This window comes from Paenibacillus silviterrae (assembly GCF_030167925.1).
Classification (GTDB): Bacteria; Bacillota; Bacilli; order Paenibacillales; family NBRC-103111; genus Paenibacillus_G; species Paenibacillus_G silviterrae.
Genome location: NZ_JASKUT010000002.1, coordinates 545,561 through 558,963 on the forward strand (window position 1 = coordinate 545,561; position 13,403 = coordinate 558,963).

Annotated in this window: 14 protein-coding genes; 12 read left to right on the forward strand and 2 right to left on the reverse strand. The window is 49.7% G+C overall.

The window, feature by feature from the left end; genetic code table 11:
* The first annotated feature begins 6 nt into the window (after positions 1–6).
* The 7 genes from QMO62_RS25960 (at position 7) to QMO62_RS25990 (ending at position 8,704) form a co-directional block, all read left to right on the forward strand.
* Positions 7–144, forward strand: coding sequence for a hypothetical protein (locus QMO62_RS25960; RefSeq protein WP_284645405.1), 138 nt, complete (start codon positions 7–9; stop codon positions 142–144).
* Between the two features lie 55 nt (positions 145–199).
* Positions 200–1,078 carry a carbohydrate ABC transporter permease gene (locus tag QMO62_RS25965; RefSeq protein WP_284645406.1) on the forward strand — a complete coding sequence of 293 codons (879 nt, stop codon included), beginning with the start codon at positions 200–202 and terminating at the stop codon, positions 1,076–1,078.
* Positions 1,079–1,225: 147 nt separating this feature from the next.
* The gene (locus tag QMO62_RS25970) at positions 1,226–2,773 is read left to right on the forward strand and encodes an extracellular solute-binding protein (RefSeq protein WP_284645407.1); all 1,548 of its coding nucleotides are present in this window, start codon (positions 1,226–1,228) and stop codon (positions 2,771–2,773) included.
* Between the two features lie 21 nt (positions 2,774–2,794).
* The gene (locus tag QMO62_RS25975) at positions 2,795–3,829 is read left to right on the forward strand and encodes a helix-turn-helix domain-containing protein (RefSeq protein WP_284645408.1); all 1,035 of its coding nucleotides are present in this window, start codon (positions 2,795–2,797) and stop codon (positions 3,827–3,829) included.
* Positions 3,826–5,607 (forward strand): sensor histidine kinase, encoded by a 1,782-nt coding sequence (locus QMO62_RS25980; RefSeq protein ID WP_284645409.1) that lies wholly within the window; start codon positions 3,826–3,828, stop codon positions 5,605–5,607. Before QMO62_RS25975 ends, QMO62_RS25980 begins: the two co-directional genes overlap by 4 nt.
* 109 nt (positions 5,608–5,716) lie before the next feature.
* Positions 5,717–7,042, forward strand: a complete 1,326-nt coding sequence (locus tag QMO62_RS25985) for an ABC transporter substrate-binding protein (RefSeq protein ID WP_284645410.1) — start codon at positions 5,717–5,719, stop codon at positions 7,040–7,042.
* Positions 7,043–7,096: 54 nt separating this feature from the next.
* Entirely contained in the window at positions 7,097–8,704 is a 1,608-nt protein-coding gene (locus tag QMO62_RS25990; protein WP_284645411.1) for a glycosyl hydrolase family 28-related protein, read from the forward strand.
* A 19-nt stretch (positions 8,705–8,723) separates the two neighbouring features.
* On the opposite strand, the gene QMO62_RS25995 is transcribed toward QMO62_RS25990, so the two are convergent.
* Together QMO62_RS25995 and QMO62_RS26000 are read right to left on the reverse strand one after the other, a co-directional pair.
* A complete protein-coding gene (locus tag QMO62_RS25995) occupies positions 8,724–9,341 on the reverse strand; it encodes a LysE/ArgO family amino acid transporter (protein ID WP_284645412.1) in 618 nt (205 codons plus the stop codon).
* Positions 9,342–9,508: 167 nt separating this feature from the next.
* The gene (locus QMO62_RS26000) at positions 9,509–9,712 is read right to left on the reverse strand and encodes a hypothetical protein (protein ID WP_284645413.1); all 204 of its coding nucleotides are present in this window, start codon (positions 9,710–9,712) and stop codon (positions 9,509–9,511) included.
* Between the two features lie 204 nt (positions 9,713–9,916).
* On the opposite strand from QMO62_RS26000, the gene QMO62_RS26005 reads away from it, so the two are divergent.
* The 5 genes from QMO62_RS26005 (at position 9,917) to QMO62_RS26025 (ending at position 13,374) form a co-directional block, all read left to right on the forward strand.
* A complete protein-coding gene (locus QMO62_RS26005) occupies positions 9,917–10,342 on the forward strand; it encodes a ribonuclease FAU-1 family protein (protein ID WP_284645414.1) in 426 nt (141 codons plus the stop codon).
* Positions 10,343–10,389: 47 nt separating this feature from the next.
* Positions 10,390–10,773, forward strand: coding sequence for a RidA family protein (locus QMO62_RS26010; protein ID WP_284645415.1), 384 nt, complete (start codon positions 10,390–10,392; stop codon positions 10,771–10,773).
* Positions 10,774–10,824: 51 nt separating this feature from the next.
* On the forward strand, positions 10,825–11,991 hold the full coding sequence (locus QMO62_RS26015; RefSeq protein ID WP_284645416.1) for an MFS transporter: 1,167 nt from the start codon (positions 10,825–10,827) through the stop codon (positions 11,989–11,991).
* A 135-nt stretch (positions 11,992–12,126) separates the two neighbouring features.
* Complete coding sequence (locus QMO62_RS26020; protein WP_284645417.1) at positions 12,127–12,687, forward strand: GNAT family N-acetyltransferase; 561 nt, start codon at positions 12,127–12,129, stop codon at positions 12,685–12,687.
* Positions 12,688–12,762: 75 nt separating this feature from the next.
* Positions 12,763–13,374, forward strand: coding sequence for a flavin reductase family protein (locus QMO62_RS26025; RefSeq protein WP_284645418.1), 612 nt, complete (start codon positions 12,763–12,765; stop codon positions 13,372–13,374).
* Positions 13,375–13,403 lie beyond the last annotated feature (29 nt).

Below are 13,403 nucleotides of genomic sequence, written 5' to 3' on the forward strand. Positions count from 1 at the left end.
TTGCATATGCGAAGGGGAAGTTCAGGCTATCGGTTGTTTCTGAGAGCGAACAACATTCTGTTATTCTTACTAAGTCTCGTGATGTTCCTGCCGATGGTCAATATTGTGGCCAAATCCTTCAGCGACAGCAAAATATCTGCATAAAAAAGCAACCGGTGAAAGCCTGTATTAGCGCGTATTAGAAGGAGAGTGATTGCATATGCGAAGGGGAAGTTCAGGCTATCGGTTGTTTCTGAGAGCGAACAACATTCTGTTATTCTTACTAAGTCTCGTGATGTTCCTGCCGATGGTCAATATTGTGGCCAAATCCTTCAGCGACAGCAAAACGATAGAAGCGGGAAGGGTGGGCTTGTTTCCCGTAGATTTTTCGTTAACCAATTATGAGTTCGTTTTGATGGATACCGCAATCTGGCGGTCCTTCGGGATTACGGTATATATTACGGCAGTCGGCACGCTGATTAACCTGATCATGACCGCGATGCTGGCCTACCCGTTATCCCGGCAAGAATTCGTTGGCCGCAAGTATGTGCTGCTCATGGTGCTCTTTACCATGATCTTCTCGGCACCGCTCATTCCGAATTTTCTCTTGATCCGTCAATTGGGTCTAATGGATTCCTTATGGGCTCTTCTGCTGCCCGGGGCGGTAAGCGCCTTTAACTTTTTTGTCATGCGATCCTTCTTTTTGCAAATCCCGATTGAGCTCATTGATTCGTCCCGAATCGACGGCTGCGGCGAAACGCGGATACTCTGGAACATCATTGTTCCGTTATCCAAGCCTGCCATGGCGACAGTGGGCATCTTCTACGGAGTAACGCATTGGAACACCTATCAATCCGCCATCTATTACATTAATGACAAAAGCTTGCAGCCCTTGCAGGTCAAGCTTCGGGAGATGATCGTGTCCGACAACATGAACTCCAGTTCGGGAGCGCATCTGTTCGATGCCGCTCTCCTGGCTTCCCCCGAGGGCATCAAAATGGCCACGATCGTGGTAGCCACACTTCCGATTATCGCGATTTATCCTTTTCTGCAGCGTTATTTCATCAAAGGGATGATGCTTGGATCCGTAAAGGCATAAATTTCCCGAAACCGCCGAAACATTAGAAGCCGATGCAGATACTGTAAAAAAAAACGGATTCACAGCAAAATATCCTTAAGACGGCTGCGATCATTCCAGTATACTGGATTCATCGGCGCATCATTAAAGAAAAGGGGTTACGAAAGCATGAAACCAACCGTATCAGCCGTTCTTGCAGCTACTCTGGGGTTGTCCGTGCTGGCAGGATGTTCAACCACGGCGAAGGATAATACCCAAACAGGGACCGGTGAAGAAGGCAACAAGGGGCGTACGCCCATCTCCATCTCCATGTCCATTCGGATCCTGAACGGTCCTCCTGAGTTCAGCCAGAACATTAATGAAGAGAAATGGCTGAAGAAGATGGAGGAGCTGGCTAACGTCGATTTGACCTTAAAGCCGATGCCGCATAAAGAGTTCGATCAGAAGATGGCGCAAATGTTCGCCACCAATGACATTCCCGATGTGGTGCAAGGGTATACTTTGACCGGAAAGGATATGGGAGGGTCCGTAGAAGCGGGGATTTTCATGCCGCTGGATGAGCTGCTTCAGAAGCATGCGCCGAACCTGATGAAGAAGATTCCGAAGGAAGCGTGGGAAGGCGTGAAATACAACGGGAAAATTTATGCCATCCCCGATGTATTGAATCATACGAGCCGGCGTGGAACCTACATTCGAATGGATTTGCTTAAGAAAACGGGATTACCCGTTCCCAAGACGGTAGATGAGTACCTTACGGTGCTGCGTGCCTTTAAGAAGCTCGGAGTAGAGCATCCGTACGCCGGCCGGGAGAATTTAAAATATTCCGACGTGTTCTTCGGCGCCTATGACGTGTACCCGTACAACAGAATGTACGAGAAGCAGGGAGACCAAATACTTCCGAAATTTATGGACATCGAGAACATGGGCCAAGCGATTCAAACGTATAAAACGATGTTTGATGAAGGGCTCATCAGTAAAGAATTTGCCACGACCAACGGCACCATCTGGAAAAACAGCATCAACGCAGGAAAAGCCGGAATATGGAATTCCAACAGCAATGAGCTTGACACGTTTGTTAGAGAAATCAGAGCATCCGTACCCGATGCCGAAGTAGCCTTAATCCCTTCGCCGGTAGGTCCTGACGGGAAAGGCGGACAGATGGTGTATGATTCCGTGCTTCGGAGCCATTTTATCAATGCCAAGACGAAGCATGCCGTGGAAATTGTGAAATTTTTCGATTGGATGATTTCGGAGGAAGCCGTAAAGTTCTTTAACTTCGGTATAGAAGGCGAGAACTATACCATGGACAACGGAAAGATGAATTATAAGTATCCGACGGACAAAGCCGGTCTGGACGATCAGGGGATGCGCGGCTTTTTCAGCTTCATTAAGGATCCGACCTTCAAGGATGGTGTGGAAACGCTAACGCCGGAGGGACAAAGAACGAAGGAGCAGCAAATCAATATTGTGGATAAGGAAGGCCGTAACGGGATCAGCTTTAATCCTGAGCTGAAGTACAGAACCCCGGATGTGGCTCCGAAATTCGATGAGCCTGCGCCGATCATTCTACAAGGCATTATCCAAATGATCTATGGAAAACGTCCTCTCTCCGATCTGCCGAAGGTCATTGAGGAGTGGAAGACGAAGGGCGGCAACGACTTGATCAAGGAAGCGACCGATCGATATAATAAGAAAGAAGGTGTCATTGTCCCTTAATCGAAAGGCGGTGCTCGTGCAATGTGGAACATAGTGGTAACGGATGACGAACCGATCATCGCCCGCACGGTGGCTAAGCTGCTGGCTCAAGGTCAATATAGCGAGCGCTTACATATTCGAACGGCCAAGAACGGAGCGGAAGCGCTCCAGCTGATGGAACAGGAGATTTGCCACATCTTATTTACCGACATTCGCATGCCGGTAATGGACGGTCTGGAGCTGACTCGCAGGGTTCGGGAGCAATACCCGTCTACCTTAACCGTGGTCATTTCCGGCTATGGCGACTTCCATTATGCTCAACAGTGCATGCAGCATGGCGTAAAGGAATATCTGCTCAAGCCTCCCTCCAAGGAGGAGCTGAACCGTCTGCTGGGCAAGCTGATCGGTGAGCTGGAGAACGCCTGGCCGGCGCCTGCCTCCATTACGATCATAGACACCTGGTCGGAACGGTTGGCCGAGGCGATCTGGTCGCAAGATCTTCGGCTTATCGATACCCTTGTTCAAGAGCTGATTGAGCACGGAAGAGCCTTCTGTTATACTCCGGCGCAAACCGGCGTTTTCATCGAAGAAAGCTGCGGATTGCTTCTACGAAAAATTAATGCACGCGGGATATATTCACTTCAGGAAGAGGAGTTTGTCGATACATCCGCTGTTGAGGATCCTATGGAAAGACTCAGGCAGCGTATCGCTTTCCTATCCGAATGGATTATGACTAAGCGAAGGGGGAATGCGAAGGATCCGATTGAGGAAGCGAAGACCTACATTGATCACCATCTGGCGGATGAAGCGGACCTTGAGGAGGTAGCGGAAATACTGGGCATTAGCGCGACTTACTTCAGTCATCTGTTCAAGCAGAGAACCGGGGAAACCTTCGTCAAGTACAGGATGAGGAAACGACTGGAGCGGGCCAAGCTGCTGCTTGAGCTTCCCCAATACCGCATTACGGACGTCTCGATGGAGGTTGGATATACGGACCCGACTCATTTTTCCAAGCTTTTCAAAAAATATAACGGCCTGACTCCCTCCGAATACAGAGAAAAGCTGGGCATTTCATGAGAATCGGAAAAAGCTTGGCTGCTAGAGTTTATCTGGGTGTGATTTTGGTTACGGTGCTTGCCATTTTGCTCTTGGGTGTAGGCTCCTATCTGCGCTCCTCCGGTGAACTGGAGGAGCAAACGGGGCAATATTTGCGTCAGATGGTTCGCACGGCGGCCCACCAGACGGACTTGTATTTCAAAACCTATGAATATGCCGCTACCACCTTGCTTATCAATACGGATTTGCGCCGTTTTTTTGAGATAGATAAGAGTGATTACGATTACGTCCATTATTACAGCCAGGTTCGGCGCTACGCGCTTCAGCCTACTCTTACCTTCTATCCTCAGATCAATTTCATCGCGGTCATCGGAGAAGACGGCAGGTATATTGCCGAGCAGCGGGAAGGGACATTTGTTCCGCAACCCTCCGCGATTGCTTCGCATTACCGATATTTAATCGATCAGATCGGTCGTGCGAATCGTCCTGCCATCATCCATCATGGCATTAGCTCGGCGGACGATAGGGCCATGATTACCATTGCTAGCAAGGTGAGGGAGCTTCGGAGTCTTCGCGATTCCGGTGTGGTTACCATGGAAATTCGGGCAAGCGAGCTCTCCCAGCTCTGGGCGGAGGTGGATCTCGGCGAACAGGGGTTTTTCTTCATCGCAGATAAGCAAGGGAAGCTCATCTACCATCCGGACGAAGCGCTTATCGGCACTTTGTTGGATGAGAGACTCCTAGCAGACACTCCTGGTGAAGGTCAAGTCATGAAGGTCAAAGGAATGGACAGGATCTTCGTGTCGGCCGTATCCGAATATACGGGATGGCGGTTGTTCGTATCTTTGCCTGTGGAGGACGTAACCCGGCCGGTATCCAATATTCGCCAAAGTACCCTATGGGTGGGGTTGTTCGCATTGGTGGCGACCGCCTTTGTTGCCTTCCGTTTTGCCTCCTCCGTAACGAAGCCGATCCAAAAGCTGCGTTCTGCCATGAGACAAACGGAGTTGGATAGCTGGCAGCCCATCGCCTTGCCTGAACGACAGGATGAGATCGCCCAGCTATATCAAAGCTATAATCATATGGTGACACGTCTTGCTGCGATGGTAGATACCGTTTATAAAGAGAAGATGGAGCGGCAAACGGCAGAATTCCAAGCCTTGCAGCTGCAAATCAATCCGCATTTCCTCTACAATACCTTAACGGCTGTATACGGTTACGCCGTGGAGCAGGAAGCTGAAGAAATTGCGGAAATGTCCCGAGCCTTATCCTTCATGTTCCGTTATGCGGTGCAAACGAATCTGGAGGAAATTACGGTTGCCAATGAGCTTAACCATGTACTGAATTTCATGATCATCATGAATCATCGCAACCAGCAGGAATTTGAGTTGGAGGTGCTCATTCCTCCGTCACTGCTGCTCGAGCACATGGTCCGGCTTACTCTGCAGCCGTTAGTTGAGAATTGCTTACAGCATGCCTTTCCCGAGGGAATTGCAAGCGGACATTATATCCGTATTGATGCAAAGATACAGGAACGTTGTTTTCTCGTGACCGTTGAGGACAATGGGATCGGCGTCTTAAGTGAACGCCTTGCTGAGATTCAAGCCCGCCTTGCAGAGAATCGCTTGGGAGGGCAGGGCGCAACCGGTTATACCGGGGGGATCGGGCTCATGAATGTTCATCGCAGAATCCAAATGGTCTTCGGCGAACAATACGGGCTGCGGATCGACAGTACGTATGCGGCAGGAACAACAATTACTCTTGTCATGCCCAAACAGGTGGATAAGCTCAGGAGATAGTTCTTAGAACCATGGGACTATCTCGGGTATCAATCACCATCATATGAAAGCGATTACATTAATTTTGATATAACATTTTATAGAATCACGAGAGGGGATTTGATTTTCAATGAAAAAGAAGAAGTTAGCGCTACCCGCTTTGGCACTGTCCCTAACGATGCTGGCCACCGCTGCTTGCTCTACCCAAGAGCCGGCGGCAACCAAGGATGCGGAGGCTCCGGCTCCAAGCAAGTTTACCGAACCTGTCGAGCTATCCTTCTACCATAACGCGGGGATAACCGCGGAGCAGTTTGAAACCCAATTCGGCAGCTACATCAAGCAAAAGCTACCTAATGTAACGGTGAAATTCGTTCCTAAGGACAAGAATGTGCAGCTCAGTGAAATGATCACCAGCGGAACGACCAAAATTGATATTTTTATCGATTCGATCGGTCAGATTGGGTTAAAAGGCTCCTTGTTAGATATTGGCCTCCAGCAAGACATTTCGGATTTAGTGAAAAAGCACAATGTCGATTTGAACCGGTTTGAGCCCAGCACCATCGAGGCCATTAAAGTCATGGGAGGATTATATGGTCTCCCTATCAGTAACAGTACGATGGTTATCATGTACAATAAAGACATCTTCGACAGGTTCGGCGTGGAGTATCCGAAGGACGGCATGACCTGGGAGGAGCTGTCCGACCTTTCCCAGAAGCTGACCCGCAGTGACGGAGGCGTTAATTATGTAGGGTACTCGACTTCGATCAACCATTACTTGCGGATGAATCCGCTCTCCCTAGTGAATGTCGATGCACAAAGCAAACGGGCCTCGCTCGATAACGATCAGTGGAAGCGTCTCATGCAGGAAACGATTCTAAATCCGATGAAAGCGGAAGGCTACAAAACGGTTGCCGCAGAGCTTAGCAAGCAGTGGTACAAGATCCCTTATATGGATGAGTTTAATAAAATACGAAACGTAGCCATGTTCTCTTTCATTTATGCAGATTACCCGTGGCTAAAGGACATGAACTACGATCTGGTGTCGCTCCCGTCGTTTAAGGATCGCCCGAAGGTAGGGGCCCAATCCTATCCGACCTATATGTTCCCGACCTTGACAACGGAGCATAAGGACGCTGCTATGGAAGTGATCAAGCTGTTTATCTCCGACGAATATCAAACGAATTTCTCCAAAACAGGCGGGATCACAACGCTGAAAAACGATGCCATTAAGCAAGTGTTCGGACAAGAGACGCAGATGAAGGACAAAAATATGAAAAATGCCGTTTTCTACAATCAGTTCGCACCTGCTACCGTGAAAACGAAGTATGATACCTTCGTTGAAGAAGCCATTCGCGGTCAAATAACGAAGCTCATTACCGGGGAAACCGATCTGAACACGGCAATGCGTACCGCAGAGGAGAACGTAAACAAAAAGATCGAATCGGAAAACAAGTAAAGGGACAGCGGACGGATGAAGGTGATGACAACAGCAGGTATACGACTCTCTCTTGTGGTTTTATTCGCTATGATCGCAGCTTCATGCACGGGTCAAGGGGAGCATGACTCCAAGTGGAGGAGCGCTTTATACCCGAAGGACTGGAAGCCGGGCTTTAAGGATGCGGACGGACGATTCCTGCACGATTTCTCTTATGCGGGCTACCGCAAAGGGGAGAAGCCCCTACCGTCGAAGCCTCCCGGTAAAACGTACAATGCTGTGGAATTCGGTGCCGATCCGACAGGGCTCAGCGACTCCACCACAGCCATTCAAAAGGCTCTGGATCAAGCGGGAGCAGACGGCGGGGGTGTCGTTTATTTGCCGGCCGGCACCTACTCGGTGCGACCGCCCAAGAATCAAGATTGCTCCTTGTGTATTCGCCATAACGGCGTGGTGCTTCGCGGGGAAAGCAAAAGCTCCACCTTCATTACTAACGAAGAAACCGTGATGCGCGGGAAGAAGGTTGTACTCATTGCGCCAAAGAGTGGAGGCGATTGGCATCAACCGACGGGTAAGAAAACCCCATTATCCAAGGATGTCCTCGAGCCGACAACGACGATTCCGCTTGACTCGACCGAAGGGCTGAAAAAAGGGGATTACGTTGTCCTTCATTCCGGCGCTACGGAAGCTTTCATCGCTGAGCATGGCATGACGGGTAAATGGGACAGCAGCCTCAAAGGGCCGACATTTTATAGACAAATCGTACAGGTGGATAGCAAGAGCAAGGAGATCACCATTGATATTCCTACCCGCTATGCTCTCAAAACGCGGGACGGGGCAGCGGTTTACCGTGTGAGTCAGCCGATTGAGGAAGCGGGCATTGAGCAGCTGTCCATCGGCATGAGGCAAAACGAAAAAAACGGGTGGGGAGACTTGGACTACCAGAAAAACGGCACGGGGGCGTATGAGGTCCACGCCTCCAAGCTGGTACAGTTTCGCCATGCGTTGAATTGCTGGATGAACGAGGTGGATTCCTACCGCCCCAAGGGCAATAAAGATGATGTTCATACCTTGTCGGATGCGGTGGAAATTTACAAATCCCGTTCGATCACGATAAGAAGCAGTACCATGCAAAATCCGCAATATAAGGGAGAAGGCGGCAACGGATACGGCTTTATCCTTGCCGGAAGCGATAGTCTCATTGTCGGAAGCAACGCTGTAAAAAGCCGTCATGGCTTTAATTTCAAAAGCATGTGGACGAGCGGGAATGTCGTGCTCCGCAGCACCTCGGTACAGCCGAGACTGGCCAGCGACTTCCATATGCATCTGAGTATGGCCAATCTGCTGGATAACATGACGCTGGACCGCGACTTTCTTGAGGCCAAGTACCGGCCTTACGGCACCGTCCTGCACGGACATACAACCAGCCAATCCGTATTCTGGAACACGAACGGGGTTCAGTATATGAACGGCAAAACCCATATCGTCGAGTCCAAGCAATTCGGGCATGGTTATGTCATTGGAACGAAAGGTTCGGCGAGTCAAGTGTTGACGAAGACTTCCGGGACGGATGCTTCCATGCCGGAGGATTTCGTGGAAGGCGTGGGGCAAGGAGAGCAATTGGAACCGCAGTCCCTATACATTGACCAGTTGAAGCGCAGAGGCTTCGGGTTTAAAGAGTAAGCAGGTCAAAGAGCAGAGGCTATCCCTGGGGGATGAGGGTGAGGACAAGATAAAGGGTGGTTCCCCACATAATGCAAGCGGACGTTTTGTTCAATCCCGTCATGAGCTTTCCGGATTGATCAAGTCTGCCAACCTGTTTACCGGCAAAGGCCAATGAGAAAAACCATATCCAGGACACTACGATGCAGGCGCAAGTGAATAACACCTTCTCCATGCCTGAATAGGATAAGGAATTGGTGCCAATGACGCCGATTGTGTCCATGATGGCATGCGGGTTGAGAAGAGAAACGGATGCCGCAAAGGCGATTTGCTTGCCTGGGGTAAGCGCGTTTGCCGTGACGGAAGATGCGTTAGGCTTGCTTTTCCACGTAACGAAGCCCATATAGAGCAAAAAAACGATGCCCGTCGCCAGCAGCGCCGCTTTAATCCAATATACGCCAAGAACAATTACGGAGACCCCAAGTACAGCTAATGAAATAAGAACCGTATCGCAAACGGCGGCAGTCATGACGACAGGCATTGCTCTAAGCAGCCTGGGCTGCACAGCACCCTGGTTAAAAACAAAAACATTCTGCACACCTAGGGGCAGAATCAGACCGAAAGCCAAGAAAATGCCGTGAAGAATTGCACTTGCCATGGATGAACTACTTCCCTTTCCTTGATGAGTTATGCAATGCTCATATAATGCCAATATACTAGTGTACATGTATGGGAAAGTCAATTGGTTTTCGGTCTAACACGAAATAAGCACTCCATGCTGACATGGAGTGCTTATTTGCGCAATATGCATTAATATATATCATTCTATGATGACAACTCGCGTAATTCGATAATAGGCGCAACCTCGCTAAAGTGATAAGGAACCGTCCAGCCGTTTTCCAGTTCCACCGTATAGGGGAACGAGCTGGTGATGTCAACCTGAAGTATTTTTCCGGTAATCTCGCCGTGATAGGGAGCGGCCAAGATGCGGACTTGGCTTCCTTTTTGTATTTTGCGGACATTTCCCAATTCCTAAATCTCCTTCCGGCAAATCTACCCCAAAGGGATTCGTTACTTCCTGTTAATTTGTGTCCGTAGCGAAAAGGCGCACCGTGTCGACATTATGATATAGAGGGAAATGAAAGGAAGCCGGCGAAATAAAGAGGCGAAGCGGTTGTTGCAAACCGGAGGGGGCAGTGGAGTGGAAATCACCATTCAGGCGTTAAGCAGAAGGTGTTCACGGTACCTCAGAGGACGATTGAATTTTTCCCATTCGATTCCTGGTTTACCGTGAGTGCCGATATCGTAGACGGGCAGGTAAAGCAGTATTATTGTAATATCAACGAGCCGGCCAAATTATCGGGAGATAAGGCGTCCTTCGTCGATTTGGATCTGGATTACGTGTACCGAAGCGGGGAATGGCGTGTAGTGGATGAGGATGAATTCGAGACCCATGCGGTTTTATTTGGTTATCCAGAGTGGTTGGTACATAAAGCAAGGTCGGAGTTAGTTCAGCTTCAGCAACGGGTTCAAAGCAACCGGTTTCCGTTGACGGGACCCTGGAGGCATACATTGCTTGTATTCCTGAAGAAACATGAACCGATTCCGCAAATCATTCAACCTATCCAAGCGGGTAAACAGGAGGTACAATGTAACTAAGAAATGGAAAGGATCTACGATCACTTGCGTGAAGGGAGCGAATGAGCTTGCATAGAAAACAGGTTTTTTCCGGTTCTCCTTGGGAACCCATTGTCGGTTACTGCCGGGCTATCCGTGTGGGCAACCGAATTGAAGTGGCTGGAACGACAGCGATGAAGGACGGAGATGTTGTCGGCGTCGGAGACCCTTACAAGCAAACGAAATGTATTCTGCAAACGATTGGGAACGCTCTGCTTGAATTGGGAGCCGAGCCTCGGCACGTCGTGAGAACACGCATGTTTGTTACGGATATTACGAAGTGGGAAGAGATCGGCAGGGCACACGGCGAATTTTTCAAAAATATTCAACCGGCTTCAACCATGGTGGAGGTCAAAGCGCTGATCGATCCGCGGCTGCTGGTGGAGATCGAAGCGGAAGCGATCGTAGAGTAAAGCAGTGAGTGCAGAGGCAATACGCCGCCACATGGCCCATTGGAGGAAACGATGCGAAAAACGACCTTGATTGTTACCGGCTATTATGCTTTCATCTTTATGGCATTGGGAGCGTTTGCTTCTTATATCAGCCTGTATTATGTGCATCTGCAGCTTACGACAGCGGATATCACATGGCTAACTACGATGGGCTCCGTTGTGGCTATTCTGCTGCAGCCGGTGTGGGGCACCGTTGGGGACCGCGCTCGAACAAAGAACCAAATATTGCTTGTGGCACTCGCAGGGGCGGGATTGGCCGTGTGGTTATTTCCTCTTGCTGCACAATCGCTATGGATGCTGATGCTGGCAGTGGTGGTTTTCTACGCGTTTCAATGTGCCGTGAACCCGCTTAGCGATACCATTGCATTGGAGCAATCGGCCAAAGGTTTGTTCCAATTCTCCCGTGTGCGCATGGCGGGATCGGTCGGTTATGCCATCATGGCAGCGGTGGCGGGATGGCTGTTCTCGAGAAATATTGAGCTGATGTTTCCGCTCTTCTCCGTATTTATGATCGGGGCGTGGGTATTAGCATTTTTTGTTCCTAAGGTTGAAGGACATCAGCGCGGCAAGCCGAAGGTCAATCCGCTCATTATGCTTCGAAATCGAAACTTGGTGGTTATTTACGCGTACAGCTTTATTATTTCTACGACCCTCGGGTATTTCTATGCTTTTCAATCGGTGTACAGCTTCGAACAGGGCATCAGCATGGGATGGATCGGGCTAGGCATCATGATCGGATGTGTTCTGGAGCCTTTGTTTATTTTACTGTTCAATCGAATGTATCAGGGAGCCGGTATTCGCAGTGTGCTTTTGCTGGTCGGGATGATTGCCGTGCTGCGTTGGATCCTGTTCGCGGTAGGAGTTAATCAGGTTACGTATCTCGTGATTTGGGCGCTGCACGGGGGCACTTACATTATCCTCTATCTGGCGCTTGCTGAATTTGTTGCGAAGCATGTACCTGCGGAGCTGAGAGCCGGCGGACAAACGATGAATGCGGTCGTCATGGGGGCCAGCCGGGTCGCGGGCTCTCTCTTCGGCGGTCTGTATGCGGCGGCTTACAGCCTTCAGTCCGCTTTCATGGTTTGCGCGGTAATATGTGCCGCAGCACTCCTTGTGCTCTATAAGTGGGGGAAAATCAACAAGGAACAGCCAGCGATAGGGATTCACGGGGATTCATAAGGGGGCTGCTGCCGGGGGTTGCCAAGTAAAGGTTCATTATAACGAAGAATTCCTTTGCGTCGCTTGCTTACGAAAGGTAAACTGAAAGGCGGCTTGTATTTTTATTTTTAATTCAGGATAGAGAGGTAGTTATTCATGAAATTCGAGAAGTTTCCAACGGTTGAAACAGAGCGGTTCTTCTTGCGTCAAATGACTGTCGACGATGCACCAGCGATATTCGAAATTTTCTCCGATGGCGATGTGACAAGGGACATGGGAATCGATCCGTTCACCGGCATCCATCAAGCGGAAGAGCTGATTGATTTTATGAACCATCTGTTTATAGAGAATAAGGCATTCCGGTGGGGAATCGTAAAAAAAGACGACCTTTCCTTAATCGGCACTTGTGGCTTCAATGGTTGGGAAACGGACAGAGGCTCCCGGGGAGAAATTGCTTATGACCTAGGTAAAAAGCATTGGCGGCAGGGATATATGACGGAAATTGTCCAAGGCGTCATCACATTCGGGTTCGAGGCCATGGAGCTGTACCGTATCGAAGCCTTCACGAATCTGGACGCGATGCCCTCCATCCGGCTGTTGCAGAAGCTTGGGTTTCACGAGGACGGGATCTTACGGGGGTATTCCTTCTTTCATGGAGCGTATGCGGATCAACGTTGTTTCTCTCTCTTGAAAAACGAACGGACCCATACGGGATAATCTTTGTGCCATTGACATTGCATTCGTTTTCTATAAAATAAGAATATACGTTCTTATTTATTGGAGGCTGCTGCCATGCACAAGGAGTCCGTTCAAGAGCACCAAGTCATACAACCTAGCATTTTATATTACGGCACACCCGTTGTCCTGTTAACCACCCTGAACGAAGACGGCACAACGAATATTAGCCCGTTATCCTCCTCCTGGGCGTTGGGGCATTATATCGTTCTGGGGATTGGGGTAGGCGGGAAGGCTATGGAAAACCTAAGAAATCACGCGGAATGTGTGATCAATGTCCCGGATCCGAGTCTTTGGAGGCAGGTCGAGGCACTGGCTCCGCTAACGGGCAAGGATCCTGTGCCGGATTATAAATTACAAATGTCCTATCGGTATGAAAAAGATAAGTTCGGCGCTGCCGGGCTTACGAGCCAGGCGTCGGAGCTGGTGCAGCCAAGCCGGATCAGGGAATGTCCGCTGCAAATCGAGAGTGCCGTAAGGAACATTCGCATTCCCGAGCACAGTCCGAGCTTTGCTATTGTCGAAGTGGAAGCACTTCGGGTCCATGCACGCCGGGATATTGTCAAAAACGAGAATCACGTAGATGCATCCTCCTGGAGTCCGTTAATTTATAACTTCCGGCATTACTTCGGACTGGGGACAGAGCTTGGAAAGACGTTTCGTGCGTAAAATGGAAGGCCCTGGGCGTAGCCTGGGGT